This window comes from Luteimonas sp. AC640a (assembly GCF_979256585.1).
On sequence record NZ_CEEDOV010000008.1, the window covers coordinates 25,516 to 51,938 of the forward strand.

The 26,423-nt window shown below is 68.6% G+C and carries 20 protein-coding genes and 1 pseudogene; 12 read left to right on the top strand and 9 right to left on the bottom strand.

Annotation, left to right across the window (positions count from 1 at the left end):
- Window positions 1-95 precede the first annotated feature (95 nt).
- From rpmH to ACZ9YD_RS08510, 5 genes are all read left to right on the top strand, one after another.
- On the top strand, window positions 96-236 hold the full coding sequence (gene rpmH / locus ACZ9YD_RS08490; protein ID WP_047138036.1) for a 50S ribosomal protein L34: 141 nt from the start codon (window positions 96-98) through the stop codon (window positions 234-236).
- A 61-nt stretch (window positions 237-297) separates the two neighbouring features.
- Complete coding sequence (rnpA, locus tag ACZ9YD_RS08495; protein ID WP_465074736.1) at window positions 298-714, top strand: ribonuclease P protein component; 417 nt, start codon at window positions 298-300, stop codon at window positions 712-714.
- Window positions 715-727: 13 nt separating this feature from the next.
- Window positions 728-2,437: a membrane protein insertase YidC gene (yidC, locus tag ACZ9YD_RS08500; RefSeq protein ID WP_465074737.1), complete on the top strand. Its 1,710-nt coding sequence runs from the start codon at window positions 728-730 to the stop codon at window positions 2,435-2,437.
- 66 nt (window positions 2,438-2,503) lie between these two features.
- Window positions 2,504-3,841, top strand: coding sequence for a tRNA uridine-5-carboxymethylaminomethyl(34) synthesis GTPase MnmE (gene mnmE, locus ACZ9YD_RS08505; RefSeq protein ID WP_465074738.1), 1,338 nt, complete (start codon window positions 2,504-2,506; stop codon window positions 3,839-3,841).
- 165 nt (window positions 3,842-4,006) lie between these two features.
- Complete coding sequence (locus tag ACZ9YD_RS08510) at window positions 4,007-5,059, top strand: energy transducer TonB (RefSeq protein ID WP_465074739.1); 1,053 nt, start codon at window positions 4,007-4,009, stop codon at window positions 5,057-5,059.
- A 278-nt stretch (window positions 5,060-5,337) separates the two neighbouring features.
- Here ACZ9YD_RS08510 and ACZ9YD_RS08515 read toward each other — a convergent pair whose 3' ends face one another.
- From ACZ9YD_RS08515 to ACZ9YD_RS08525, 3 genes are all read right to left on the bottom strand, one after another.
- Window positions 5,338-6,039 (bottom strand): alpha/beta fold hydrolase, encoded by a 702-nt coding sequence (locus ACZ9YD_RS08515; protein WP_465074740.1) that lies wholly within the window; start codon window positions 6,037-6,039, stop codon window positions 5,338-5,340.
- A gap of 19 nt (window positions 6,040-6,058) precedes the next feature.
- Window positions 6,059-8,236 carry a beta-glucosidase BglX gene (bglX, locus tag ACZ9YD_RS08520; protein WP_465074741.1) on the bottom strand — a complete coding sequence of 726 codons (2,178 nt, stop codon included), beginning with the start codon at window positions 8,234-8,236 and terminating at the stop codon, window positions 6,059-6,061.
- 104 nt (window positions 8,237-8,340) lie between these two features.
- Window positions 8,341-8,520 carry a hypothetical protein gene (locus tag ACZ9YD_RS08525; RefSeq protein ID WP_465074743.1) on the bottom strand — a complete coding sequence of 60 codons (180 nt, stop codon included), beginning with the start codon at window positions 8,518-8,520 and terminating at the stop codon, window positions 8,341-8,343.
- Between the two features lie 148 nt (window positions 8,521-8,668).
- Here ACZ9YD_RS08525 and ku point away from each other — a divergent pair, with 148 nt between their 5' ends.
- The 3 genes from ku (at window position 8,669) to ACZ9YD_RS08540 (ending at window position 12,892) form a co-directional block, all read left to right on the top strand.
- On the top strand, window positions 8,669-9,604 hold the full coding sequence (gene ku / locus ACZ9YD_RS08530; RefSeq protein ID WP_465074744.1) for a non-homologous end joining protein Ku: 936 nt from the start codon (window positions 8,669-8,671) through the stop codon (window positions 9,602-9,604).
- A 1-nt stretch (window position 9,605) separates the two neighbouring features.
- On the top strand, window positions 9,606-12,221 hold the full coding sequence (ligD, locus tag ACZ9YD_RS08535) for a DNA ligase D (RefSeq protein WP_465074745.1): 2,616 nt from the start codon (window positions 9,606-9,608) through the stop codon (window positions 12,219-12,221).
- Window positions 12,222-12,283: 62 nt separating this feature from the next.
- Window positions 12,284-12,892: a hypothetical protein gene (locus ACZ9YD_RS08540; protein ID WP_465074746.1), complete on the top strand. Its 609-nt coding sequence runs from the start codon at window positions 12,284-12,286 to the stop codon at window positions 12,890-12,892.
- A 6-nt stretch (window positions 12,893-12,898) separates the two neighbouring features.
- Here the strand turns inward: ACZ9YD_RS08540 and ACZ9YD_RS08545 are convergent, their stop codons facing one another.
- Together ACZ9YD_RS08545 and ACZ9YD_RS08550 are read right to left on the bottom strand one after the other, a co-directional pair.
- The gene (locus ACZ9YD_RS08545; RefSeq protein WP_465074786.1) at window positions 12,899-14,335 is read right to left on the bottom strand and encodes an ABC transporter permease/substrate-binding protein; all 1,437 of its coding nucleotides are present in this window, start codon (window positions 14,333-14,335) and stop codon (window positions 12,899-12,901) included.
- Window positions 14,336-14,370: 35 nt separating this feature from the next.
- Window positions 14,371-15,108 (bottom strand): ATP-binding cassette domain-containing protein, encoded by a 738-nt coding sequence (locus tag ACZ9YD_RS08550; RefSeq protein ID WP_465074747.1) that lies wholly within the window; start codon window positions 15,106-15,108, stop codon window positions 14,371-14,373.
- 107 nt (window positions 15,109-15,215) lie between these two features.
- Here ACZ9YD_RS08550 and ACZ9YD_RS08555 point away from each other — a divergent pair, with 107 nt between their 5' ends.
- The 4 genes from ACZ9YD_RS08555 to ACZ9YD_RS08570 all read left to right on the top strand — a co-directional run bounded on the left by ACZ9YD_RS08555 (window position 15,216) and on the right by ACZ9YD_RS08570 (window position 20,702).
- Window positions 15,216-15,821: a hypothetical protein gene (locus ACZ9YD_RS08555; protein WP_465074748.1), complete on the top strand. Its 606-nt coding sequence runs from the start codon at window positions 15,216-15,218 to the stop codon at window positions 15,819-15,821.
- A gap of 48 nt (window positions 15,822-15,869) precedes the next feature.
- A complete protein-coding gene (locus ACZ9YD_RS08560) occupies window positions 15,870-17,564 on the top strand; it encodes a M28 family peptidase (protein WP_465074749.1) in 1,695 nt (564 codons plus the stop codon).
- A 75-nt stretch (window positions 17,565-17,639) separates the two neighbouring features.
- On the top strand, window positions 17,640-18,680 hold the full coding sequence (locus ACZ9YD_RS08565) for a patatin-like phospholipase family protein (protein ID WP_465074750.1): 1,041 nt from the start codon (window positions 17,640-17,642) through the stop codon (window positions 18,678-18,680).
- A gap of 396 nt (window positions 18,681-19,076) precedes the next feature.
- Window positions 19,077-20,702: a mechanosensitive ion channel gene (locus ACZ9YD_RS08570; RefSeq protein ID WP_465074751.1), complete on the top strand. Its 1,626-nt coding sequence runs from the start codon at window positions 19,077-19,079 to the stop codon at window positions 20,700-20,702.
- A gap of 252 nt (window positions 20,703-20,954) precedes the next feature.
- On the opposite strand, the gene ACZ9YD_RS08575 is transcribed toward ACZ9YD_RS08570, so the two are convergent.
- The 4 genes and pseudogenes from ACZ9YD_RS08575 to coaBC form a co-directional block, all read right to left on the bottom strand.
- Window positions 20,955-21,830, bottom strand: a complete 876-nt coding sequence (locus tag ACZ9YD_RS08575) for a DNA ligase (protein ID WP_465074752.1) — start codon at window positions 21,828-21,830, stop codon at window positions 20,955-20,957.
- Between the two features lie 402 nt (window positions 21,831-22,232).
- A complete protein-coding gene (locus ACZ9YD_RS08580) occupies window positions 22,233-24,569 on the bottom strand; it encodes a phosphomannomutase/phosphoglucomutase (RefSeq protein ID WP_465074753.1) in 2,337 nt (778 codons plus the stop codon).
- Window positions 24,570-24,581: 12 nt separating this feature from the next.
- Window positions 24,582-25,055, bottom strand: coding sequence for a dUTP diphosphatase (gene dut, locus ACZ9YD_RS08585; protein WP_465074754.1), 474 nt, complete (start codon window positions 25,053-25,055; stop codon window positions 24,582-24,584).
- Window positions 25,052-26,268 (bottom strand): annotated as a pseudogene (gene coaBC, locus ACZ9YD_RS08590) (bifunctional phosphopantothenoylcysteine decarboxylase/phosphopantothenate--cysteine ligase CoaBC). Before coaBC ends, dut begins: the two are co-directional and overlap by 4 nt.
- Between the last annotated feature and the right edge of the window lie 155 nt (window positions 26,269-26,423).

A 26,423-nucleotide genomic window follows, 5' to 3' on the forward strand; every position in this document is an offset into this window, starting at 1 on the left:
CTGCGCAGCGACGATGCGCCCTCGGCTTGACCTGTCCCGGGGTGGGCCGCTAGAATTTCCGGTTCTATTCGTCACGTTGCCCGAAGGGCTCGACCATGGCTACCAAGCGCACCTATCAGCCCAGCAACCTCAAGCGCAAGCGCGACCACGGTTTCCGTGCCCGCATGGCGACGGCCGACGGCCGCAAGATCCTCGCGCGTCGCCGCGCGAAGGGCCGCAAGGTCCTCTCGGCCTGAAGCCCTCCGGGTTGGTGAGTCGCGTCTCCGCACTCCCGACCCGTTCTGCAGCGCAGCTTCCATGACCGCCGGTGTCCGCTATCCGCGGCACGTGCGTGTGCGCGCGCGTGCGGATTTCGATCGAATTTTCGCCAGTGCGACGCGGACCGCGTCGCCGATGCTGGCCGTGCATCTGTTGTCCGAAGAAGGTCCCGCGCGTCTGGGTCTCGCGGTCTCGCGCAAGGTCGACAAGCGCGCCGTCGGTCGCAACCGGATCAAGCGCGTACTGCGCGATGCCTTCCGGTTGATGCAGCCGCAGCTGGCCCCGGGCAGTTATGTCGTCGTGGCCCGTCCGGCCGCGGCCCACGCGGACAATTCCGCGTTGCGCGCCGCCTTCCTCAATGTCTTGCGGCGTGCCCGCGCGTTGCCGCCGTCATCTGCGGCCGGCACAATGCCCGCCTCCCCGATTCCATCCACGCCGATGTCTTCCGGCGCATGAGCCTGCCTGCCTGATGAACCAGATCCGTACTTTCCTCGTCCTAGCCTGGCTGATGGTGGCCGTGTTGTTGTGGATGGAGTGGGGCAAGGAAAAGACCGCCGCCGCCCAGCCGCAGACCAGCGCTGCCCAGGCGTCGCCGTCGGTCACTGTGCCGGGTGCCGTCGCCGGCACGGCCGCTGTCCCGACCGCGCCCACCGACGCCGCGCCGGTGCCGCCGGCGCCGGGCGCTGCGCCGGTCGCCGCCAGCGCAGCATCCACCGCGCGCCAGGTCGTCGCCCAGAGCGACGTGCTGCGAGTGGTGCTCGATGCCGGCAACATCATCGAAGCCGACCTGCTGGCGTATCCGCAGACCCGCGAAGACGGCGCGCCGCCGGTGCGAATGTTCGACACCGATCCGCTGCATTACTACGCCGCGCAGACCGGCTGGGTCAGCAACAGCAATGCTGCGCCGAGCCATGAGGGCCAGTTTGTGCCTGAAGGCACCGCCACGGCGGCGACGCTTGCGCAGGGCGAGAACACCGTCATCGTGCCGTTCGTGTGGACCGGCGCTGACGGCGTGACGATCCGCCGCAGCTTCGTGTTGACCCGCGGCGACTACGCCATCGAAGTCCGCGACGAGATCATCAACACCGGCACGGCCGCGTGGCAGGGCTTTCCGTACCGCCAGTTGATCCGGACCGCACCTGCGGTCAAGCGCGGCATGACCAATCCCGAGTCCTACAGCCTCGTTGGCGCCACCTGGTTCGGCAACGACATCGGCTACAGCCGCCGCCAGCTCGGTGACTTCGAAAGCGACGGCCCGCTCAACGCCAAGGACAGCAACATCTGGATCGCGATGGTCCAGCACCACTTCTTCAGCGCGTGGATCCCGCGGCCGGATGACACCGGCACGATCTCGATGCAGATCGACCGCAGCACCGGCGCGCCGCGTTACCTGATCCGCGAGTTCGGCGCGCCGATCGCGGTGCCGGCCGGTCAGCAGGCTTCGACGACCGCGCGTCTGTGGGTCGGTCCCAAGCAGGTCGATCTGATCCAGGCGCAGGGCGTGCGCGGGCTCGACCGCGTGGTCGACTACAGCCGCTTCTCGATCTTCGCGATGCTCGGCGAAGGCCTGTTCTGGGTGCTTGCCAAGCTGCACGGCCTGATCGGCAACTGGGGCTGGTCGATCATCGGTCTGGTGCTGCTGGTGAAGCTGGCGCTGTATCCGCTGTCGGTTGCGCAGTACAAGTCGATGGCGAAGATGCGCAAGTTCCAGCCGCGTATCGCCCAGCTCAAGGAGCGTTACGGCGACGACAAGCAGAAGTTCCAGCAGGCAATGATGGAGCTCTACAAGAAAGAGAAGATCAACCCGATCGGCGGCTGTCTGCCGGTGCTGCTGCAGATGCCGGTGTTCTTCGCCCTGTACTGGGTGCTGCTCGAGTCGGTGGAACTGCGCCACACGCCGTGGATGCTGTGGATCCAGGATCTGACTGCACGCGATCCGTATTTCATCCTGCCGGTGCTCAACATCGCGATCATGTGGGCGACGCAGAAGCTCACGCCGATGGTCGGCATGGACCCGATGCAGGCGAAAATCATGCAGTTCATGCCGCTGGTGTTCGGCGCGATCATGATCTTCTTCCCGTCCGGTCTGGTGCTCTACTGGGTCACCAACGGCGGCCTCGGCCTGCTGCAGCAGTGGTGGATGATCCGCCGCTACAGCGAGGCGCCGGCGAAGGCCTGACGGCTGCGCTGACGCATTCTCCACGAGCCCGCCGCATGGCGGGCTCGTGCGTTGAGGACACACGACATGACGATATCCACCGAGACCATCGCCGCGATCGCCACTGCGCCCGGCGCCGGCGGCGTCGGCATCGTGCGGCTGTCGGGACCGGCCTCGCTGTCGATCGCGCGCGCGGTGTGCGGACGGGCGTTGCGCGCGCGGCATGCGCACCACGTGCGATTCCGCGATGCCGATGGCGCCGTGCTCGACGACGGCCTCGCGCTCGCGTTCTCCGGCCCGGCCAGCTACACCGGCGAAGATGTCGTCGAACTGCAGGCGCACGGCAGTCCGGTCGTGCTGCAGCAGCTGCTGGCGCGCTGTCGCGGCCTCGGCGCGCGACTCGCGCGGCCCGGTGAGTTCAGCGAACGCGCATTCCTCAATGGCCGGCTCGACCTCGCGCAGGCCGAGGCCGTCGCCGATCTGATAGCCGCCGGCGACGAACGCGCTGCCCGCGCTGCCCGTCGCGCACTTGACGGCGTGTTCTCCGATCGCTGCGACGCACTCGCCGCCGAGCTGCTGCATCTGCGCGTCTACGTCGAAGCGATGATCGATTTCTCCGACGAGCCGATCGACACGCTCGGCGGTGACGAGGTCGCACGCCGCATCGACGCGCTCGCCGCGTCGCTGTCGCAACTGCTGGCCGAGACCGAGCAGGGCCGGCGTCTGCGCGACGGGCTGCATGCGGTGATCGTCGGCCCACCGAATGCCGGCAAGAGTTCGCTGCTCAATGCGCTGGCCGGCGTGGACCGCGCCATCGTCACCGATATCGCCGGCACCACGCGCGACCTGCTGCACGAGACGCTGCGCATCGGCGGCGTCGAACTGACCCTGGTCGATACCGCGGGCTTGCGCAGCGAGGGCGACGCGATCGAGCGCGAAGGCATGCGCCGCGCGCGCGCCGAACTGCAGCGCGCCGATCTCGCGCTGGTGGTGCTCGATGGTCGAGCGCCGGATGCAGGTTGGGCCGCGGTGGCGGATGCGATTGCCGGCGTCGCCGATCGCATCGTCGTGCACAACAAGATGGACCTACTCGCGACCGACGCAGTCGCCGCGCACGATGCCTTGCTGGTGTCCGCGCGTACGGGCGCAGGTCTCGACACCGTGCGCGATGCGCTCCGGTCACGGCTCGGCGGCGACACACTGGCGGGCGAAGGTGCGTTCACTGCGCGGCAGCGGCATGTCGATGCATTGCGCGACGCCGCCGACGCGGTCGAGGACGCGCGCGGCACGCTGGCGGTGCAGCATCTCGAACTCGCCGCAGAGTCCTTGCGCGTCGCCCACGAAGCGATCGGCGCGATTACCGGGCGGATCCTGCCCGACGATCTGCTCGGGCACATTTTCTCGAGTTTCTGCATCGGCAAATAGCCGGCAGCCGCAGCGCCGAACAGGCGCAATCGACGGTGATCGGGCCGCCAAAATTCGTGATCGCGTCGACAGCCTGCAACGCCGGGATGCGCAGAAGGATTGACAAATCGTCTCGGTTAACGCGTTCTACGCACTCTTGCGGACATGCATCCTTGGGGAAAGATGATGGTCTCGAAGATTCCGACGACCCGTCGCGCGTCCCGCGCGCGGCTGGCCGCCGCCGTGGGGCTCGCCTGTGTACTTGCCGCGTGCGGCCGTAGCGACGATGCGCCGGCGCCCGTCGCTGCTGCGCCCGGCGCGGTCACTGCGCAGGCCAGCCAGCAGGCTGCCGCGCGTCAGCAGGCCGCCGACGATGCGATCGCAGGACTTTCCGCGGACGAGCTGCGCAGTGCAGGCGCTGTCGCGTATCAGGAAAGCCGGCTGTACGCCCCGGCTGGCGAGAACGCGATGGAGTACTACCTCGCGCTGCGCGAAAAGCAGGCCGGTGATGCCGCTGCATCCAGCGCGCTGATCGATCTGTTGCCGATGAGCGTGATCGCCACCGAACAGAGCCGTGACCGCGGCGACTACGCCGAAGCGCGTCGCCTGCTCGGCCTGATCGAACGCGCCGACAGCACGCATCCCGCGCTCGAGCGCCTGCGCGCGAGCATCGCCACTGCCGAAGAACAGGCCGCGGCGCGCGTCGAGCAGCAGAAGCTGACCGCCGAACAGGAAGCCCAGCGCGCGCAGACCGTGGAACGCGAACGTGTGGCGCAGCAGCAACAGCAGCAGGCCGCCGCCGCGCAGCAACTGGCGCAGCAGCAGACCGCCGGCGAACAGGCCGCGCGCGAAGAAGCCGCGCGTCAGGCCGCTGCGCGTGAAGAGGCTGCGCGTCCGGCACAGGCTCGACCGGAGCCCGCGCCGCAGGCGGCGCCCGCGCCCGCGCCCGCGCCTGCTGCACCCGCACCGACCGCCGCGCCCGCGCAACTGCGCCCGCTGAGCACGCCCGCACCGCGCTATCCCGCCGACGCCCTGCGCGCTGGTACGAGTGGCGAAGTCATGGTCGAGTTCACGGTTGGCGTCGACGGCTCGGTCAGCAACGCACGCGTGGTGCGTGCCGATCCGCCGCGCACCTTCGATCGCGAGGCATTGGCAGCGGTGCGTCGCTGGCGGTTCGAGCCGGTGCCGGCGCCAGTGACGACGCGGCGCACGATCGGGTTCTCGCCGACCGCGAACTGACCTCGCGGATGCGTCGATGCGCGCCTTGAACCGGGGCGCATCGCGCGCGTCTGGGACCCGTGCGACGAACCAGTGCGTGCGAGATGACGCGAGCGGCCGACGCGCGTTCTGCTGACGCCCATCGCCAGGCGCGCTCCGCTGGCCTGCGTCAGCACTGACACGCGCCCGTGGGTACTCACTGCTGCGATCAAAGCATTGAGACGTGCGTCAGACGCCGAAGCGCGAAGCGAATGGTGCGCGCGAACCGGGAGGTGCTTCGCGGATACTTGTGAGCGGACTCAAGCCGCGGCCAACCACGCCCGCATCAACGCCGCGGTGTCATCTGCCCGCTCGAGCGGCGGCAGATGTCCGCACACGTCGAGCCGACGCAAGGTCGACCCCGCAATTCCCGCATGCATCGCTTCCGCCTCCACGGGCGGCGTCAGCCGATCCTCCGCACCGACGACGATCAACGTCGGCACGTCGATGGATGCGAGCACGGGTTCCGAATCCGGACGACCGAGAATCGCCGCCTGCTGTCGTAGATACCCGTCCGCACCGACGTCAGCCGCCATCGACTGCACGATCTCGCCGATCGGACCGTCCACGTGCGCCGGATGCACGAGGCTCGGCAACAACTGGCGGGTCACGCCGACGAAGCGGCCGCGGCCGATCGCGTCGATGCCGCGGCGACGTTGCGCGGCGCGTTCCGGGGAATCGGGACGCGCGCTGGTCGCGATCAACGCCAGACGCGTGACGCGTTCGGGCGCGCGGCGCAGGATTTCAAAGGCGACGTAGCCGCCCATCGACAGCGCGGCGAGGGCAAAGCGCTGGGGCGCATCGGCGAGTGCGCGCTCGGCCATTGCGCCGACGCTGTCATCCCGGGTGAGGTCGGCGACGTGCGACTCGGCGACATCGCCGAGCGCGTCGATCTGCGCCTGCCACAACCGGGCCGTGCACAGCAGGCCCGGCAGCAACAGCAGCGGTGCGCGGTCGATCACGACGCCAGGCGCAGTCGCATCACGCCTTCAGCAGGGTGAACTGCGCGGCCGTGCCGGCTTCCGAATCCGCTGCGATCCACAAGTCGAACAGACCCGGCTCGGCAGCGAACGCGCCGCTGCGCGTGGTGAAGGCGAGCTGGTCGCGATGCAGGGTGAACGACACCGTGGTGTGCTCGCCCGGCGCCAGTGCGACCTTGCGGAAATCCTTGAGTTCGCGGATCGGGCGCACGCGGCTGGCGACGCGGTCGTGGATGTAGAGCTGCACGACTTCCTCGCCGAAGCGGCTGCCGTCGTTGCGCAGCGTCACCGATACAGTCAGCGTGCCGTCCCAGTCCAGCGTGTCCGTCGACAGTTCGACATCGCCGTAGACGAAACGCGTGTACGACAGGCCGTGGCCGAACGGATACAGCGCGCTGTGCGGCACCTCGCGCCAGCGGCTCTTGAACTCCGACATCGTCGGCAGCTCGGGGCGGCCGGTGCGCTGGCGGTTGTAGTACAGCGGCTGCTGGCCCGAATCGCGCGGGAAGCTCACCGGCAGACGCGCGGACGGGTTGTAGTCGCCGAACAGCACTTCGGCAACGGCGGGACCGGTCGCAGTGCCGAGGAACCAGGTCGCGAGAATCGCCTGCGCGTCGTGCACTGCGCCGTGCAGCGCGAGCGCGCGGCCGTGACGCAGCAGCACGACGACTGGCGTGCCGGTGGCGGCGACCGCCTCGGCCAGCGCCTGCTGCGCGGCGGGGATGACGATCTGGGTGCGCGATTGCGCTTCGCCACTGAAACCCTGCGGTTCGCCGATCGCGAGCAGCACGACGTCGGCATTGCGTGCGGCCTCGACCGCGGCCTCGAGACCACCATCGATCGCCTCTTCCATGCCACCGCCGTCGACGACATCGAGCGCATCGCCGTCCTCGAGCGCGGCGCGGAGGCCGTCTTCGAGATTGACGTGCAGGCGCTTGTCGCCGAACAGCGTCCAGCAGCCTTCGATGTTGTCGCGGTCGCGCGCATACGGGCCGATCAGCGCGAGCTTTTGACCGGATTTGCGCAGCGGCAGCAGATCGCCGTCGTTCTTCAGCAGCACGATCGAGCGCCGCGCGGCGTCGAGCGCGAGGTCGCCGTGCAGTGCTTTCGGATCGAGCGCGGCTTCGACGACGGGATCGAGCGAGCGGTATGGGTTGTCGAACAGGCCGATCGCCTGCTTGACCGCGAACACACGGCGCACGCCCTGGTCGATCACGTCCATCGGCACCTCACCGCTGGCCACGAGATCGGGCAGATGCGCGGCGTACAGGCCGCTCTGCATGCTCATGTCGACGCCGGCGGTGAACGACAACTTCGTCGCCTCGCGGTCGTCGCCGGCGAAGCCGTGCGCGACGAGTTCGAAGTCGGCGGTGTAGTCGGACACCACGAAGCCCTTGAAGCCCCATTCGCCGCGCAGCAGATCGGTCAGCAGGCCGTCGTGGGCCGAGGCCGGTACGCCGTTGATGTCGTTGAAGGCGCTCATCACCGTCAGCGCGCCGGCATCCAGTGCGGCCTTGAACGGCGGCAGGTGCACGTCGCGCAGCGTGCCTTCGGAAATCTCGACACTGTTGTAGTCCAGGCCGCCCATGACCGCGCCATAGCCGACGAAGTGCTTGGGCGTGGCCAGCATCGAATCATTCGCGGTCAGGTCGCTGCCCTGGAAGCCGCGCACGCGCGCCGCCGAGAACGCATTGCCGAGCACCACGTCTTCGCCGGCGGCTTCGGCCACGCGGCCCCAGCGCTGGTCGCGGGCGATGTCGAGCGTGGGTGCGAAGGTCCAGTGCAGGCCGCAGGCGGTCGCCTCGATCGCCGCGGCGCGCGCGGTGCGCTCCGCAAGTTCGGGCTCGAAGCTCGCAGCCTCGCCCAGCGGGATCGGGAACACGGTGCGCATGCCGTGGATCACGTCGGCGCCCATCAGCAACGGGATGCCGAGCCGGCTCTCTTCGACCGCGATGCGCTGCGACTCGCGGCCCTGCACAGCGCCGACGCCGTTGAACACCGCGCCCACGCGGCCGGCGCGGATCTGCTCGCGCAGCTCGCCCGCGTTCAACTCGTTCATCTCGGGATTCACGTCGGCCGCGAACGGACGCAGCATGTCGGCAAAGATGCCGAGCTGGCCGATCTTCTCCTCGAGGGTCATCCGTGCGAGCAGCGCTTCGAGCCGGTCATCCAGGCGCATCAATTGTTCCCGTGTAAACGATTACAGCCGGCGATTATAGGACGCACGCCGGGAGGCGGGTCCAGTATCGCCGCGCGCGCCGCGCAGGAACAGCCGCAGCGCGGTCAGCCGAGGTCATCCACGGTGGGTGCGGGCGCAGCCGGTGGCACCGGGCGGCGCGCAGGCATGAAGGGCGAGACCGGATCGCTGGCCGGAAAGGTCTCGTCCAGCGCTTCGTCCTGGGTCTCTTCCACGTGCTGCCGCTCGGCGTCGGGATCAGGCGGGGATGTCGGAGGCGTGTGCATACGGTCACCGTGGCCCTGTGGCGTGCGTGCGCGCGTGAATCCGGCCGACGGGTTTATGGCTGCGGGTTGACGCGCGTTGCACGGCAGCGGTGCGAGCTTCCCAGATTCATGCGGCCGGCCGCCCCGCGCCGGTGCATCGGAGGCTTCCATGGCACGTCCCATCTGGTCCGGCTCGCTGTCCTTCGGCCTGCTCAACATCCCGGTGTCGCTGATGTCGGGCGAGCGCCGGACCGATCTCAGCTTCCGCATGCTCGATTCGCGCGACAAGAAGCCGATCCGCTTCGAGCGCGTCAACGCCGATACCGGCGAGGAAGTGCCGTGGAAGGACATCGTCAAGGCCTTCGAGTACGACAAGGGCAGCTATGTCGTCATCGAGAAGGAAGACATCGCCTCGGCCGCGCCCGAATCGCACGAGTCCGTCGACGTGGAAGCCTTCGTCGATGCCGGCAGCATCGGCACGCGGTTCTACGAGAAGCCCTACATCCTGGTGCCCGGCAAGAAGGCCGAGAAGGGTTACGTGCTGCTGCGCGAGACACTGAAGAAGACCGGCAAGATCGGCATCGCGCGCGTCGTGATCCGCACCCGGGAATACCTGTGCGCGGTGATGCCCGAGGACGATGCGCTGGTGCTGATGCTGCTGCGCTATCCGCAGGAACTCGTGGATCCCGCCGACTACACGCTGCCGACCGGGAGCGCGTCGAGCTATCGCATTGCCGACAAGGAAGTGCAGATGGCGAAGCAGCTCATCGACTCGATGGCCGCCGACTGGGCGCCGGACGCCTACCACGACGAATTCCGCGAACGCCTGTCGGACATCATCAAGAAGCGCATCAAGGCCAAGGGTGTGAAAACGAAGGTCGTCGACGATGCGCCGCATCGCGAGGATGCGTCGACCAACGTCGTCGATTTCGTGGCGCTGCTGCAGAAAAGCCTCAAGGACAACAAGCGCACGCCGGCTGGCAACAGCGACAAGGTGCCGGTCAAGAAGTCCACGACAAAGAAGGCCGCGAAGAAAACGACGAAGAAGGCGGCCAAGGTGGCTGCAACGAAGACAGCGAAGAAGACCACGCGCAAGGCGTCCTGAGATGTCGTTGACCGAGTACCGGCGCAAGCGGAAGTTCGATGCGACCCGCGAACCGGAACCGGGCAAGCCCGCGCCACGCGGACACCGCGCGATCTTCGTCGTGCAGTTGCACCACGCCAGCCGGCGGCATTACGACTTCCGTCTGCAGATCGGCGATGCGCTCAAGAGCTGGGCGGTGCCGAAGGGGCCGAGCTACGATCCCGACGTGAAGCGCATGGCGGTCGAGGTCGAGGACCATCCCCTGGATTACGCCGGCTTCGAAGGCGAGATCCCGAAGGGCCAGTACGGCGGCGGCCATGTCGCCCAGTTCGACACCGGCGTCTGGGCCGCCGATGGCGATGCCGAAGCCGGGCTGGCCAAGGGCCATCTGCGATTCGAACTGTTCGGTCGCAAGCTCAAGGGGCGCTGGCATCTGGTGCGTTCCGGCAAGCCCGCGAAGCAGCCGCAGTGGCTGCTGTTCAAGGACCGCGACGACTACGCCGGCACGCTGGAAGCCGACGACCTGCTCGCGGATGTGCCCGCGCCGCCGGCCGAGGATGCGAAACGCGCGGGTACAGGCAAGGCGCGCAAACGCAAAAAGACTGAAGTAGACCTTCCGACCCTGCCCGCCCGCAACTGGGCGGCTGAGGCGCGCAAGTTGCCCGGTGCGCAGCGCGGTCCGGCGCCGACCGGCGCATTCGAACCGCAGCTCGCGAAACTCGGTAATGCCGCCCCCGCTGGCGATACCTGGCTGCACGAACTCAAGTGGGACGGCTATCGGCTGCTCGCAACGGTCGCGCGAGGTGATGTGCAGCTGTGGTCGCGCAACGCGCTGGAGTGGACCGGCAAGGTGCCGGAGATCACCGAGGCGGTGTCGCGGCTCGGGCTGAAATCGGCAGCGCTCGATGGCGAACTCATCGCAGGCCGCGGCAGCCGCGAGGATTTCAATCTGCTGCAGGGCACATTGTCGGGCGAACGCCAGGGCGCGCTGGCGCTGGTGCTGTTCGACGTGCTGCACGTGGACGGCGTCGACATCAGCGAGGTTCCGCTGCTCGCGCGCAAGGCGCTGCTCCAGCGCATTCTCGGCGACGCGCCGCCCGCGCATCTGGCCTTCAGCACGCACATCGAAGGCAACGCCGACACCGCGATTGAACTGGCATCGGAGTCCGGCTTCGAAGGCATCATCTCCAAGCGCAGCGATCGCGGCTATCGGCCCGGACGCGGCGACGACTGGCGCAAGACCAAGGAGCTGGCCAGCGACGAATACGCGGTCGTCGGCTACACCCCGCCCAAGGGCAGCCGCAGCGGCTTCGGCGCGCTGCTGCTCGCGCGGCCCGATGCCGAGCACGGCTGGCGTTACGCCGGACGCGTGGGTTCGGGTTTCAGCGACGCCCTGCTCGACGAACTCACCCCGCGCATCGGCCGCGCCGGACGCAACGAGCCCAGCGTATACGTGCCGCCAAACGACACGGATCTGCGCGCGGCGAAATGGTTCGCGCCGCGCTTCGTCGTCGAGGTGTTCTCGCGCGGCACCGGCGGCCATGGTCTGCTGCGCCAGCCCTCGCTCAAAGCGGTGCGGCCCGACAAGTCGGTGGACGATCTGCACGACAGCGATCGCGAAGGAGATGACGACATGGCCAAGCGAGGCGAACGATCGGCGAGCACCGCGGCGCCGACGCAGAAGAAGACTGCCAAGCGGGCCACAAAGGCCGTTTCGAAGGCCGCTGCAAAGGCGCCTGCAAAGAAGCGTACGAAGCGCGATACCGACAGCGAACGCGTACCGCCGACCCTGTCCAGCCCTGACAAGGTGCTGTTCCCCGGTGACACCCTGACCAAGCGCGATGTCGCCGACTACTACGCCGCGGCGATGCCGTGGCTGCTGCCGGAGATCGTCGGGCGTCCGCTGTCGGTGATTCGCTGTCCCGGCGGCATCGACGGTCCCTGCTTCTTCCAGAAGCACCACACCGCCGGCATGACCCTGGTCGAGACGGTGCGACTCAAGGATGAAGCGGGCGCCAGCGACTATCTGGTCGCCAACGACGCCGCCGCGGTCATGGAGCTGGTGCAGTTCAACGCGCTGGAATTCCATCCCTGGGGCTCGCATGCCGATGCGCCCGACACCGCCGACCGCATCGTGTTCGACCTCGATCCGGGCGACGGCGTGAGCTGGGCCGAGATCGTCGCCGCCGCGCGCCAGGTGCGCGGGCTGTTGCAACAGCTCAAGCTCGAATCTTTCGTACGCACCACCGGCGGCAAGGGCCTGCACGTGGTGGTGCCGCTGGATCCGGGCAGCGACTGGGATGTGGTCAAGCCGTTCGCGCATGCATTCGCGCAGGGCATGACCGAACTCGACCCGCTCAAGTACGTGGCGACCGCAACCAAGAAATTCCGCAAGCAGAAGATCTTCGTCGACTACCTGCGCAATGGCCGCGGCGCGACTGCGGTCGCGTCGTTCTCGCTGCGCGCACGCGCCGGCGCGCCCGTGTCGATGCCATTGCGCTGGGAGGATCTGGGCAAGGTGAAGTCCGGCGACGCCTGGACCCTGCGCAACGCACCGGCCCGGCTCAAGCGGCTCAAGGCGCATCCCTGGGGCGATTTCATGGCGTTGCGGCAATCGCTCGACGGCATCGTCGACTGAGGTGCACGGGTGGTCCGGTAGCATGCGGCGCGTCCGTGACCCCTTCCACACCGGCCGACACCATGCGCATTCCGCACGATCCCTACACGCCGCCGGCAACCGAAATCCGCGACACGCCGTCCGCGGCAATGCGCGACGCGCCGTTCTACGTGGTCTCGTCGACGAAGTTCGTCGTGCTGTATGTCGCCACGCTGGGTCTCTACCAGCTGTTCTGGTTCTGGACGCACTGGTCGCGCTGGCGTGTGGGCCGCAACGAGACAATCTGGCCGGTGCCGCGCGCACTGTTCGGCCTGTTCTACGTCCACGCGCTGGCAGGTCGCATCGACCGCACACTGGACGAGCGCGGCGTCACCCGGCGCTGGTGGCCGATGACACTGGCCACCGTATTCGTGGTCATGGAAGTGCTCAACTACGGCAGCGCGATCGCGTGGCCGTGGCTCGTGTTCCACCTGTCGAATGCATGGCTGTGGCTCGAGTGGCTCGGCGTGATCGTCATTCCGCTCAACTGCGTGTGCCTGCTGCGTATGCAGCTGGCAGCGAATGCGGCGTGCGGCGATCCGGATGGGCGCGGCAATCGCCGCTTCACGATCTACAACATGGCCTGGATCCTGGTGGGCGTCAGCGCGACTGTCTGGACGGTCTGGGACGGCCTGCGTACCGGCACGCTCTGATCCGTTTCAGCGCCGCGCAGCCAACCGTAATCCACGCGGCGTGAGCACGCGCTCGGCGATCTCGAACACACCCTGCACTGCCAGCGCGAGCAGCGCCGCCGGCACGGCGCCTTCGAGGATCAGGCCGATGTCGTCGAGGCGGATGCCGGTCAGGATCGGTTGTCCGTAACCGCCCGCACCGATCAGCGCGCCGAGCGTCGCGGTGCCGACATTGATGACGGCTGCGGTCTTGATGCCGGCGAGGATCGTGCGCAAGGCCAATGGCAACTCGACGCGCCATAAACGGGTGCCGGCCGGCAGACCGATCGCCGCTGCCGTTTCGCGCAATTCGCGCGGGATCCCGGTCAGTCCAGCATGCGTGTTGCGCACGATCGGCAGCAGGCTGTAGAGAAACAACGCGGCGATCGCAGGACCGGCGCCGATCCCGAACAGCGGAATCATGAACACGAACACCGCCAACGACGGCAACGTCTGCAGCACGCCCGTGAGCGCGAGCACGGTCTGTCCGAGGCGCGGCCGACGCGCGGCGAGAATGCCCAGCGGCAATGCGACCAGCAGGGCGGCGCCGAGCGAGATGCCGACCAGCGCGAGATGTTCTCGCGTGCGCTGCCAGATGCGTGCGACGCGGCCGTCGCTGTCGGGCGCGTCGAGTCCCAGCCAGTCGGCCGCGACCGCGGACTCCGTTTCGCGATCCAGCTTCACGCGTGCGTTGAGTCGCTGCATCGTCGCCGCATCGATGCGCCCTTCCAGACCCTGCAGGGCATCGCGCAGCGTAGGCGCGCGTTGCGCCAGATCGCTGCGGTAAAGATAGACCGCCGCGTAGGACGGGAAGTACTGGCGATCGTCGCGCAGCACGACGAGGTCGTAATACGGGATCTCCGCGTCGGTGCCGTAGAGGTCGGTCGCGTCGATCGCGCCATCGCCCAACGCGCGGTAGGCCAGATCGTGGTCCAGCCCGGTCGGCGTCTGCGGCAGCGCATATGCGTTGCGCAGCCCGGGCCAGCCATCGGCGCGCGACATGAACTCGTTGCTCAGACCCAGCCGCAGCGTGGGATGCGCGCGCAGGTCGGACAGCGTGCGGATCCCCAGTTCCGCCGCGTGCGCACGCCGCATGCCCAGCGCGTAGCTGTTGTCGAAGCCGAGCGGTGCGGTCATCGCCAGGCCTTCGCGCGCGAGCGTCGCCTGCAGTGCCGCGATGTCGGCGCCCGGCATCTGCAGCAGCTCGTCGGCCAGCGTGCCGGTGTACTCGGCGTAGGCGTCGATGCTGCCGTCCTGCAGCGCGCGCCACAGAATGCGCGTGCCGCCGAGCTGGCGCTGGTGGCGCACGTCGGCGCCGGCGTCGCGACCGGCCTGGGTCGCGATCTCGCCGAGCAGCACGCCCTCGGTGAAGTTCTTCGAGCCAACGACGACCGGTGCAGCGAAGAGACTGCCGCACACAAGCATCAGCAGCACCGCCACGGCGCACCGCACGCCCGGCCTCACGCGGCGTCCTCGACGCTGCGCTGCGCGGTCATGAAGGCGCGTACGAACGATTCCGCTGGCGCATCGAGGAGGGTCCTCGGCGCGCCCTGCTGGACGATGCGTCCGTCGCGCAGCAGCACGATGGTGTCGGCGAACCACGCGGCCTCGGCGACGTCGTGGGTCACCAGCACGACGGTCTTGCCGAGGCGCTCGAACAGCGCACGCATTTCGGCCTGCAGGTCGAAGCGGACGATCGGATCGAGCGCGCCCAGCGGTTCGTCGAGCAGCAGCACGTCGGGGTCGAGCATCAAGGCGCGGATCAGTCCCACGCGCTGGCGCTGACCGCCCGACAGTTCGGCCGGATAACGTCGCAAGGCATCGTCTGGCAGACGGCACAGGGCGGCGAGTTCGCGCGCACGCGCAATGATGCGCGACGACGACCAGCCCAGCGTGCGGGGCAGCAGACCGACGTTGCCGATCGCATCGAGATGCGGAAACAGCCCGCCTTCCTGGATCACGTAGCCGATGCGTCGCCGGTGCGCGAGCAAGGCATCGCGACGCAGCGGTACGCCTTCGAACCGGACCTCGCCGGCATCCGGCCATTCGAGGCCGATCAGCAACCGCAGCAACGTCGATTTGCCGGCCCCGCTCGGGCCGATCAGCGCCGTCGTCCCGCCCGGCGCGATGCGCAGATCGATACCGTCGAGACCGACGGTCGCGTCGAAGCGGCGATGCACCTGGTGGAGTTCGAACATGGGCCGACAGTAGCGCAGCCGATGGCGGCGACGTGTCGCGATCGGCCGACTGTTCGTGGCCGCCGCCCGGACATACGATACAGGCTTCTCATTGCAAGGACGCAACGATGCAGGACACCCGCCCGGAACCCAATCTCTACGCGCCGCCCGCCAGCGAGATCCGCGCCGAATCACCGGCAGGCGCGCTGCAGGCGCACACGTTCTACGTCGTGTCCATCCCGAAGTTCTGCGTGCTCTACGTCGCCACATTCGGGGGCTACGGGCTGTACTGGTTCTACATGCACTGGCAGCGCTATCGGCACACCTCCGGCCGCAGCGAAACAATCTGGCCGGTGCCTCGCGCAGTGTTCTCGATCTTCTTCACCCACGCACTGACCGAGCGTATCGCGCGCATCCTCGGCCCCGGTCGCCGGGATATCCACTGGTCACCGCGCAGCCTGGCGACAAGCTACGTGGTGCTGGCGATCGCCGGCAACATCCTCGATCGGCTGGCCGGCGGCGGGATCGGCTCACCGACGACCGACCTCATGTCGATCGTGGTGCTCGCGCCGACCGCATGGGTGCTGGGGGAAATCCAGTCTGCTGCCAATCACGCCTGCAACGATCCGGCCGGCAGCGGCAATGCGCGTTTCACGTGGGCGAACTGGATCTGGATCGCGCTGGGGGCCGCACTCTGGGCGCTGGTGATCCTGGGCCTTTTCATGCCCGAATGAGGTACCGCGCTGGCGTGCTACCGTCGCCCTCCCGCACCGGAGCCGCCCATGTCCCGTCCCGTTCTGACCGTCGCCTGCGCGGTGTTGCTGGTCGCCTGCGGAGGTCGTGACAGCGACGCGGCGGTGCAGGCGCAGACCGCGCCGGGTGCGCCGATGCCGCCGGCCGCCGTGGTCGCCAACGAGACGCCCGCCGGACAACGGATCGAGGCCGACGTCCGTGTGCTGGCCGACGATGCGATGGCCGGGCGCGAGACCGGAACCGAAGGCTTCGATAGTGCCGCCGAGCACGTCGCGCGTCGCTTCGCCGAAAGCGGCCTGCAGCCTGCGGGCGATGACGGTGGTTGGTTCCAGCGGGTGCCACTGGTGCGCGCGGTGGCAGACGCTTCCGCGGCCACGCTGTCGGTGTCGCGCAACGGCCGCACGATCGCACTGCGGCCGAGCGACCAGTTCCTGCCGATGCCGGACTTCAATTCGGCGCAGGGCGAGATCACCGCACCGGCGGTGTTCGTCGGCCAGGCGATCCATGCGCCGGAACTTGGCCACGACGACTTTGCCGGTGTCGAGCTGCAGGGCCGCATCGCCATCGTGTTCGGCGGCGCGCCGCGTGGCTTCGAGCCGAACCCGCAGGCGCACTACGCCAGCCTGCGCACCAAGATCGAAGCGGTGGTCGCGCGTGGCGCGGTCGGTCTGGTGCTGGTCAATACCGTCGACGACGAAGCCGGCATGCCGTGGACACGCAGCGTGGCGCAGGCGGCGCGACCGGCGATGCGTCTGCGTGATGCCGATGATTGCCCGATCGATGCGCCTGCGCAGCTGCGCGCGAGCGTGCGCGTCGCCGCGACTGCCGCCGATCTGGTCTTCGCCGACGGCCCACGCACGGCCGCGCAACTGTTCGAGGCTGCGCGTGCCGGCACGCTGAAACCCTTCGCGCTGCCAGGCACGCTGACGCTGCGCACGCGCACTCGCATCGACACGCTCGAATCGCGCAACGTGCTCGGCGTGCTGCCGGGCCGCGATGCCGCGCGCGCGGGCGAGTCGCTTGTGCACACCGCGCATCTCGACCACATCGGCACCGGCACGCCGGTCGATGGCGACGCGATCTACAACGGCGCGCTGGACAACGCGCTGGGCGTCGCGATCCTGATCGAGGCGGCACGCACGCTGGCCGAGGGCGACACCGCGCCGGCGCGCAGCACGCTGTTCGCCGCGCTCACCGCCGAGGAACAGGGCCTGCTCGGTGCCGAATGGCTGGCGCGACATCCACCGACCGCGGCCGGCAGGCTGGTCGCCAATCTCAACATCGACATGCCGATCCTGACCGCGCCGACGCGCGACATCGTCGCGATCGGCAGCGAGCACTCCACGCTGTCGGCCGCGGTGACGCAGGCCGCTGGCGACGTCGGCGTCGAGGTGTCGCCGGATCCGTTCCCCGAAGAAGTCGCGTTCGTGCGCAGCGATCAGTACGCCTTCGTGCGCGCAGGCATTCCCGCGCTGTATCTCGATGCCGGCGTGGCGCCCGCCAACGACAACCAGAAGCCGAAGATCGCGGCGACCTGGTTCCTGCGCAACTGCTACCACCAGCCCTGCGACCAGGTGGATCTGCCGATCCAGTACGGCGACGCCGCGCGCATGGCGCAGGTCGTGGTCGCGCTGACGCGCATCGTCGGCGACGCCGATGCACCGCCGCGCTGGAACGACGGCGACTTCTTCGGCACGCGCTTCGGCGGCCGTCCCGCGCGTTGACTCAAGGCGAGCTTCAGCCGCCGACAGGCGAGGCCCGGGTATCCTCGGCGCCAGTCCAGAACCGGCGTCCGTCGCATGCGTCTCCGCACTCCGCTCCGCCACGCGCGTACCGCGCTGCTCGTCGCCGGCTTGCTCGTGCTCGCGGCCTGCGGCCGGGACGATGTCCGTCCGACGCCGCCGGTCGCCGTGCAGCCCACGCCCGCTACGCCGGTCGCGCCACGTCTGCAGCCGGTCCGCATCGGCCTCGCGCTCGGCGGCGGCGCAGCCAAGGGCTTCGCGCACATCGGCGTGATCAAGATGCTCGAGGCCAATGGCATCAAGGCCGATGTCGTCGCCGGCACCAGCGCCGGCAGCGTCGTCGGCGCGCTGTACGCCAGCGGCATGGATCCCTTCCAGATGCAGGAACGCGCGGTCGCGCTCGACGAATCCAGCATCCGCGACGTGCGTTTGTTCTCGGGCGGCCTGGTGCAGGGCGTCGCGCTGCAGAACTACGTCAACCAGGAAGTCGACAACCGCACGCTCGATCGCATGCGCATTCCGTTCGCCGCTGTCGCGACGCGCCTGGAAACCGGCGACCGCATCGTGTTCGTGCGCGGCAACACCGGCCAGGCGGTGCGCGCGTCGAGCAGCGTGCCCGGCGTGTTCGAACCCGTGAAGATCGGCGACCGGCATTACGTCGATGGCGGTGTCGTGAGTCCGGTGCCGGTGGATGCGGCCAAGCAACTCGGCGCCGATCTCGTGATCGCGGTCGACATCTCCAGCAAGGCCAGCGGCACGATGCCCGGCAGCATGCTCGGCATCGTCAACCAGTCCATCGCGATCATGGGTCAGAACCTCGGCCGTCAGGAACTTGCACGCGCCGACGTGGTGATCCGTCCGCAGGTCGCCGACATCGGTCCTGCGAGTTTCGAACAGCGCAACGCGGCGATCCTGCAGGGCGAACGCGCAGCGCTGGCGGCAATGCCGCAGATCCGCGACAGGATCGCCGCGTTCGAGCGTGCACGCGCGGCCGCACGCACGCCGGCAAAGCCGGTCGAACCCGCGCCGGTCGACATCGACTGCGGCGACAGCTGGGTCCGTCGGCTCAATCCATTCGCTAAGGAACGCGCCTGCTGAGGCTTCGAAGCGTCGCTGACGATTCGCTGCTGCCGGCTGCAACGTGCGCATCGGACTGACGTCACGACATCCGCGCCTGCAGGTTTGATTGCGCGCATGCGTGCGCATGCACCTCCGGCGATTTCGATCTGCGCATTCAAGCCCATGAATGCGGAATTCCATGCAGTGCATTCACCGTAAGCGCACGCTAGGTGCGGCCACACTGTGCGCGGCATGGAGTTCTGCATCCGCTGCACATGCAGCGATGCCACGTATCAAGGGGACTATCTGACCGCGTTCTGCGCGGCACCTTTCCGATCGCTCCGTGCCGATTCGCCGTCGGCTGCGCGCCTCGCGTTGTCCTACACCCATCGACGCGGAGCGGTCACACCGCCCGTCTGCGAGGAGACCTTCCCTATGCACCCCAACACCCTTGCCCGGCAACTCGAATTGAGTCTGGGCACGTACCTGCCATCCGTCCTCGGCGCGGTCCTCGTGCTGATCGTCGGACTGATCGTTGCGCTGTTCGTGCGCGGACTGATCCGCACGGGCCTGGGCCGTCTACGCGTCAACGAGCGCGTCAACAGCCAGACGGCGTCGCAACTCGACATCGTCAAGGTGGCGGCGTCAATCGGCTTCTGGTTCATCATCATCGTCACCCTGGTCGGTGTGTTTAGCGTGCTGCGTTTCGACGGACTCTACGGGCCGTTCTCGGCGCTGGTGACCGAGGTCATGCTGTACCTGCCGCGGATCATTTTGGCCGGTGCGCTGGCGCTGGTGGCGTGGGTGCTGGCGACGGTCTTGCGCGCTGGCATCAATCGCGTGATGGCGGCCGGGCGCTGGGACGAGAAGCTGTCCGAGTCGGCAGGTGTAAAGCCGATTTCGGCCGTTCTCGGTGATGTCGTCTACTGGCTGGTGCTGTTGCTGTTCCTGCCGGCGATCGTCGGCGCGCTGCGCATCGAAGGCTTGATGGAGCCGCTGACCGGCATGACCGCGCAGGTCACGTTGATGCTGCCCAACATCTTCGCTGCGATCGTGATCGGCCTGGTCGGCTGGCTGGTTGCCAAGGTGCTCCGCGGTCTGGTGACGAACCTGTTGGCCGCATCGGGCGTCGACCGCTTCAGCAATCGTGAACACCTGACCGAGGGCGTGAAGCTGTCACAGCTCGGCGGCACGCTCGCCTTCATCCTGATCATCGTGCCGACGCTGATCGCCGCGCTCGACGCACTGGCAATCCGCGCGATCTCGGACCCGGCAAGCGACATGCTCGGGATGTTCCTGATCGCGATTCCGAACATCCTCGCCGCCGCGGTGATCCTGATTGCCGCCTGGTATCTGGGTCGGTTCGTGTCGGGTCTGCTGACCCGATTGCTGGAGAATCTCGGGTTCGACGGTCTGCCGGCGCGTCTGGGTCTGGGCCATCTGTTCACTGAAACCGCGCCCGCCCCGACCGCAACGCCGATGCCGTCGGACGTCGCCCTGCAGAGCGCAGATCCCGTGGCAGCTGCGGGCACGCCCGAACCGGGTCTGCCAATCGGGACGACGCATGCGGCGTCGGTCACGGATGCACGTGCGGGGACCGGCCTGTCGGCCTTCGTCGGCCGTGTCGCGTTGTTCTTCATCATGCTGTTCGCAATCGTCGAAGCCGCGCATCGCCTCGGTTTCACCGGCGTCCGCGATCTGCTAGCGACCTTCATCACGTTCGGCGGCGACATCCTGCTGGGCGCGGTGATCCTGGTGGTCGGCTACTGGCTGGCCGATCTGGCGGCGCGTGCGATCCAGCGCGCGAATCCCGACCGCAGTGTGGGCCTGTCGCGTATCGCGCGGGTTGCGATTCTCGGCCTGGTGATCGCGATGGGCCTGCGTGCGATGGGCATTGCGGACGACATCGTCAATCTCGCCTTCGGTCTGGTGCTGGGCGCGGTGGCCGTGGCCACGGCGCTGGCCTTCGGTCTCGGTGGTCGCGAAGCGGCCGGTCGGGTCGCGGATCGCTGGGCGAATGGCTATCTCGAGCGTCGCCGGGATGACGAACGACTGCCGTGATGAGCCGTCTGCTCTGACGTAACAGGAAGGCCCGCCTTGATGGCGGGCCTTTTTTTGGTAGGTGGTGGGGATGCCTGTGGTGGGTTCGAGCCTTCGACTGGAGTGCGGGATTCGTCTGCGTCGCTAATGCGCCGACGCGAAGGTGATGGTTTGCCGAAGTGCGCGCGGCGACAGACTCACAGCGTCCACGAGCGCCAGGCGTTGTGCAGGGGGAGAGGGGTCGGTGTCATCCGCGGCGCGGATGACGATGTCTCAAGGGGGCATCTCGTCGCGGATGCGCAGGAACCGGGCGAAGCGCGGTAATCCTGTCGACGTCAGGCCGTTGTAGCGATACGTAACCCAGCTGCCGGGCGGTGGCGGATCGGCGCGCTGCGCGTCAGTGAAGCCGGTGCCGATGCGGAACTGGCGGCCGTCGTGATGTTCGACGACGAGCGCGCCGAGCATGCCGGTGTACTTGCCCTTGCCGGGCGCATGCGCGAGCACGCGCGCTTCGGCATCGTCGTGCGGTTTCAGTTTGAGCAGGGCGTTGCTGCGGCCAATGCCATAGCGCGCGTCGGCGTGATGCAGCATCAGTCCCTCGCCGCCGGCGGCGACCACCTGCGCCAGACGTGCATCGAGTGCGGCGCGCGACGCGAGGCGATGCTGTTCGACCATGCGCAGTTGCGGGTGCGCGGTGCGTGTCACGAGTGTCCGCATCGCGGCGACGCGCTCGGAAAATGCGCCCGTGTGCGCGGGCAGGTCGAACACCATGAAGCGCACCGACTCCCATGCCGCGGGATCGGGACGCGTACTGCGCGCGATGCCGCTGACGACATCGAAGCGGTTGCGTGCGATCCACAGTTCGCCGTCCATCGGAGTGTCCGGCCAGCCCTGCACGAAGGCCGGCGGCGTCGCGATGCGGTGGCCGCCGCGTGTCCACAGCGCGCGGCCATCCCAGCGGGCACGCACGCCATCGAGTTTTTCGCTGACGAAGTACGCCGGCACGTCGATCGGCGTGGTGCCGAGGTCGCGGGCGAGCATCAGGGCGGGCGGCGATGTGGCGCGTGCCTGTTGCGGGATCGAGAACGCGCACAGCAGCAGGAGCAGCAGTGCGACGGATGGACATTGGCGTGCGTGGCGGAGCGGCATCGGCGGACTCCGGTGAGGGAGGTCGCCAGCGTGCGATGCGGATGCGTTTGGCGGAACTGCGTGAGTGCGCGATGAGCCGTCGGCCCGGCGGCTGATGGGATGTCGGAAGCCTGGATGGGGGCGCCGAGAAAGGGCCCGCCCGATTCGCGACGACCTGACACACCCACCTTGGGAGAGAGCCTGCCCCGAACCTGATCCGGGGTCGATGCGGGTAGCGCGTCGGGTGAGGGTAGTGCGTTGGGAAATGCGCTTGAAAGACGGGCGTTGTTTTCGGCACGTGTTTGAAAGCAGTGGTCCGCGAGGGGCCCACCCTCACCCCACCATCGGCGTCCGCCGATGATCCCCCCTCGCCCGCTGGGGGAGAGGGTCATTGGAATCTTCCGCCGTGGGCGGAAGATGATCCTAGAAGGGCAACGCCAGATCGGGATCGATCGCCAGCAACTGCGCGCGGAAGGTCTGCTGGATGCGCACCAGTGCGTCACGGCTGTCGGCGTCGAAGCGCAGCACCAGAACGGGCGTGGTGTTCGATGCGCGCACCAGGCCCCAGCCGTCCGGCCAGTCGGCGCGCACGCCGTCGATCGTCGACAGGCGCGCGCCGTCGAAGGCGGACTCGGCCTGCACCCGCGCGACGAAACTGTGCGGATCGTCGTTGGGCGCGGGCACCTTGATCTCGGGCGTCGAGATGCCGTTGGGCAGCGCCTTGAGCACCGCCGACGGGTCGTCGTCTAGCGCGAGGATTTCGAGCAGACGCGCGGCGGCGTAGATGCCGTCGTCGAAGCCGTACCAGCGCTCGGCGAAGAAGAAGTGGCCGCTCATCTCGCCGGCGAGTTCAGCGCCGGTCTCGCGCATCTTGGCCTTGATCAGCGAGTGGCCGGTCTTCCACATCAGCGGGCTGCCGCCGTGGCGCAACACGTGGCCGGGCAGGCGGCCGGTGCACTTCACGTCGAACACGATCATCGCGCCCGGGTTGCGTTCCAGCACGTCGGCGGCGAACAGCATCAGCAGGCGGTCGGCGAAGATGTTCTCGCCGTCCTTGGTGACCACACCGAGGCGGTCACCGTCGCCGTCGAACGCGATGCCGAGGTCTGCATCGAAGCGCTGCACCGTGCGCACCAGATCTTCGAGGTTCTGCGGCTCGCTCGGATCGGGATGATGGTTCGGGAACGTGCCGTCGATGTCGCAGTACAGCGGCACGACCTCGGCGCCGATCGCTTCCAGCACGCGCGGGCCGAGTTCACCGGCCACACCGTTGCCGGCATCGACGACGATCTTCAGCGGACGCGCGATCTGGATGTCGTCAGCGATGCGCCGCACGTAGTCCTCGCTGATGTCGCGCTCCGACACCGCGCCCGGCTGCGGCGCCGTGTGCAGGCGGTCGTCGGCGACGCGCGTGTGCAGATCGGTGATCGCATCGCCCGACAGCGTTTCGCCACCGACGACGATCTTGAAGCCGTTGTAGTCCGGCGGGTTGTGGCTGCCGGTCACCGAGATGCAGCAGCCGGTGCGCAGGTGATATGCGCCGAAATAGATCAGCGGCGTCGGCGCCATGCCGATGTCAATGACATTGCGGCCGGCCTTGCGCAGGCCGGCGATCAGACCGGCAATGAGATCCGGACCCGACAGACGGCCGTCGCGGCCGACGACGATGTCGGCCAGATCCTGTTCGCGCATCAGCGAACCGACGGCCTGGCCGATCAGTTCGGCGACGCCCGCGTCGAGCGTCGTGCCGACCACGCCGCGGATGTCGTAGGCGCGGAAGATCGACGGATCCAGGATCACCGACGACGGCGCTGCCTTCTTCTTCGGCGCCTCACTGCGAACCGGCACAGGCGGCGGCGTGATGCCGTCCTCGCCTTCCACACCCTCTGCCGGCGTGCGCAACGCCTCTGCGAGGGTCGGCGTGGTGTCTTCGACCTTGCTGACCGATGTGGCGCCGCGCGGCAGACGGAACGCCACCACTGCGAGCAGCAGGAATACGCCTGCGCCTGCAAGCAGCGGAATTGCACCGAGGCCGAGCAGTGGCGTGTCGACACGCGGCACGGCGGCGGCGATGCGCAGCGGCGTGCCGGGAATCGGCTGGGCCATGCGTGCGGCGACGTTGGACAGGCCTTCGTCACCGCGTGACAGGAGCGTGTGGTTGCCCTGGCGCAGCGCGAGGTAGGTCGCACCGTCCAGCGGCGCGGCTTCGAGACCGGCCGTCGCGAGCGCCATCGGCAGCTGCGCGAGCGCGACGCCGACCAGGCGCGTGTCGGCTCGCGCCGGCGCAGCGATCAGCACCCGCGGCGCGCCGTCGATCTGGGCAATCGCGAGCACGGCGCGGTCCTCGACCAGCGCTGCCTCGAGCGCGGACAGGCGACCGAAGCCGCCGGCGTCCAGACCCGCGTAGGCGTCCTTGAGGTCGGCCGGCACGATGGTCGCGGCTTCGAGTTGCGGCCAGTCGGCGGCGAGCGCGGTGCCGGCCGCGGCGAGATCGCCTGCACCCAGCGCGCGCTGCACGGCAGCATCGGCGATGCGCGTGTCGATGCGCTTGAGTTCCGCGCCGAGCGATTGCTGCGTCGCTGCGACCGCGGCATCACGTCCCTGTTCGGCGGCGGCGGTGCGCTGCTCGCCGCGCAGCTGCTGCCAGCCGTTCCAGGCGAACCACAGCGCCAGTAACACCAGCAGCACAGCCAGCAATGGCGCGGCCTGGCGCAGCTGCGCCAGCACTGCCCCCGCCTGTCGCGGTTCCTTCTCGCTCATCTGCATTCCCCGTCAGCGCACGCCGGAATGGCCGAACCCCCCGGCCCCGCGCGTGCTTTCGACGAAAGTATCCACCACATTCAGGGTCGCCCGCACGACCGGAAGCATGACCAGCTGCGCAATCCGGTCGCCCGGTTCGATCGTGAAGGCATCCTTGCCGCGATTCCAGACGCTGATCATCAGCGGGCCCTGGTAGTCGGCATCGATCAGACCAGTGCCATTGCCGAGCACGATGCCGTGCGTGTGGCCCAGGCCCGAGCGCGGCAACACCACGGCGCACAGACCGGGATCGCCGATGTGGATCGACAGGCCGGACGGCAGCAGTGACACATCGCCCGGCAGCAAGGTCAGCGGTTCGTCGAGCGCGGCGCGCAGGTCGAGACCGGCGCTGCCGTCGGTGGCATAGGCCGGCAGCGGCCACTGCTGGCCGAATCGCGCGTCGAGCACGCGGACATCGAGGACATGGTGCGTGGCGGAAGTGCTCATCGGGAATCCTGTACGAGGCGGGCCGCGACCAGCGCGACCAGACGGTCGGCGATCTCGGTCTTGGAGGCGGGGCCGAGCTGCACGTGGCCCACGGCGTCGTGCACCAGCAGCGTGTTGTCGTCGCCTTCGAAGCCGCTGCCGGCGATGCCGACACGGTTGGCGGCGATCAGGTCGACGCGCTTGGCGACGCGCTTGCCGCGCGCGTTGGCATCGACGTCGTCGGTCTCGGCGGCGAAGCCGACGACCAGCTGCGGGCGCGGGTTGGCAACGGCGACGTCGGCGAGGATGTCGCGGGTGCGCACCAGATGCAGGTCGAGGCCATCCTCGCCCGGACGCTTCTTGATCTTCGACGGCGCGACCTGGGAAGGGGTGAAGTCCGCGACCGCGGCGGCGCCGATGTAGAGGTCGGCCGGCAACGCGTCGAAGACCGCGGCATGCATCTGCGCGGCCGAGCGCACATCGATGCGCTGCACGCCTTCGGGCGTCGGCAGGTGAACGGGGCCGGCGACCAGCACCACGTCGGCGCCGGCGCGCTGCGCGGCCGCGGCGATCGCGAAGCCCATCTTGCCGCTGCTGCGGTTGCCGAGGAACCGCACAGGATCGAGGTCCTCGAAGGTCGGACCAGCGGTGACCAGCACGCGGCGTCCGCTGAGCGAAGTGCTCATACCGGCAGCGCGGCCACGATCGCCTGCGGCTCGGCGAGACGACCGGGGCCGGATTCGCCTTCGGCCAGCGGACCGTCCTCGGGGCCGATCACCTGCACGCCGCGCTCGCACAGCAGCGCGATGTTCGCCTGCGTCGCCGGGTGCAGCCACATGCGATGGTTCATCGCCGGACACACGGTCAGCGGCGCGGTCGTCGCCAGGCACAGCGTGGTCACGAGATTGTCAGCGAAACCGTGTGCGAGCTTTGCGAGCGTGTTCGCCGTCGCCGGTGCCACGACCACGCGCGTGGCCCAGCGCGCGAGTTCGATGTGTCCCATCGCGGCTTCCGCGCCCGGGTCCCACAGCGTGGTGCGCACGGCGTTGTGCGAGACAGCCTGGAAGGTGGTTGCCGAGACGAAGTGCTGCGCGCTCTCGGTCATCGCCACGCGGACCTCCGCGCCGGCGTCTCGCAGCCGGCGCACCAGATCGGCTGCCTTGTAGGCGGCGATGCCGCCGCACACACACAGCAGGATGCGCTGCCCGTGCAGCGGGGTCGAAGCGGCGCCCATCGTCGGCGAAGTCCTACCGGAAAACCGGCCGACAGCTTACCCGAAGCGATGTCCGCAACCGCTGCCGGGCCTGCGCTGCGTACGGTGCAATGGATGCTTCGCCGGTCCGGGCGCGGCGCGCATCCTTCCCCTGTGACGCGACCGCCCGCACCGGT

Coding starts and splice junctions, on each gene's coding strand:
- rpmH (WP_047138036.1), top strand. CDS start 96: ATGGCTACCAAGCGCACCTATCAGCCCAGCAACCTCAAGCGCAAGCGC.
- rnpA (WP_465074736.1), top strand. CDS start 298: ATGACCGCCGGTGTCCGCTATCCGCGGCACGTGCGTGTGCGCGCGCGT.
- yidC (WP_465074737.1), top strand. CDS start 728: ATGAACCAGATCCGTACTTTCCTCGTCCTAGCCTGGCTGATGGTGGCC.
- mnmE (WP_465074738.1), top strand. CDS start 2,504: ATGACGATATCCACCGAGACCATCGCCGCGATCGCCACTGCGCCCGGC.
- ACZ9YD_RS08510 (WP_465074739.1), top strand. CDS start 4,007: ATGGTCTCGAAGATTCCGACGACCCGTCGCGCGTCCCGCGCGCGGCTG.
- bglX (WP_465074741.1), bottom strand. CDS start 8,236: ATGCGCCTGGATGACCGGCTCGAAGCGCTGCTCGCACGGATGACCCTC.
- ACZ9YD_RS08525 (WP_465074743.1), bottom strand. CDS start 8,520: ATGCACACGCCTCCGACATCCCCGCCTGATCCCGACGCCGAGCGGCAG.
- ku (WP_465074744.1), top strand. CDS start 8,669: ATGGCACGTCCCATCTGGTCCGGCTCGCTGTCCTTCGGCCTGCTCAAC.
- ligD (WP_465074745.1), top strand. CDS start 9,606: ATGTCGTTGACCGAGTACCGGCGCAAGCGGAAGTTCGATGCGACCCGC.
- ACZ9YD_RS08540 (WP_465074746.1), top strand. CDS start 12,284: ATGCGCATTCCGCACGATCCCTACACGCCGCCGGCAACCGAAATCCGC.
- ACZ9YD_RS08545 (WP_465074786.1), bottom strand. CDS start 14,335: ATGCTTGTGTGCGGCAGTCTCTTCGCTGCACCGGTCGTCGTTGGCTCG.
- ACZ9YD_RS08550 (WP_465074747.1), bottom strand. CDS start 15,108: ATGTTCGAACTCCACCAGGTGCATCGCCGCTTCGACGCGACCGTCGGT.
- ACZ9YD_RS08555 (WP_465074748.1), top strand. CDS start 15,216: ATGCAGGACACCCGCCCGGAACCCAATCTCTACGCGCCGCCCGCCAGC.
- ACZ9YD_RS08560 (WP_465074749.1), top strand. CDS start 15,870: ATGTCCCGTCCCGTTCTGACCGTCGCCTGCGCGGTGTTGCTGGTCGCC.
- ACZ9YD_RS08565 (WP_465074750.1), top strand. CDS start 17,640: ATGCGTCTCCGCACTCCGCTCCGCCACGCGCGTACCGCGCTGCTCGTC.
- ACZ9YD_RS08570 (WP_465074751.1), top strand. CDS start 19,077: ATGCACCCCAACACCCTTGCCCGGCAACTCGAATTGAGTCTGGGCACG.
- ACZ9YD_RS08575 (WP_465074752.1), bottom strand. CDS start 21,830: ATGCCGCTCCGCCACGCACGCCAATGTCCATCCGTCGCACTGCTGCTC.
- ACZ9YD_RS08580 (WP_465074753.1), bottom strand. CDS start 24,569: ATGAGCGAGAAGGAACCGCGACAGGCGGGGGCAGTGCTGGCGCAGCTG.
- dut (WP_465074754.1), bottom strand. CDS start 25,055: ATGAGCACTTCCGCCACGCACCATGTCCTCGATGTCCGCGTGCTCGAC.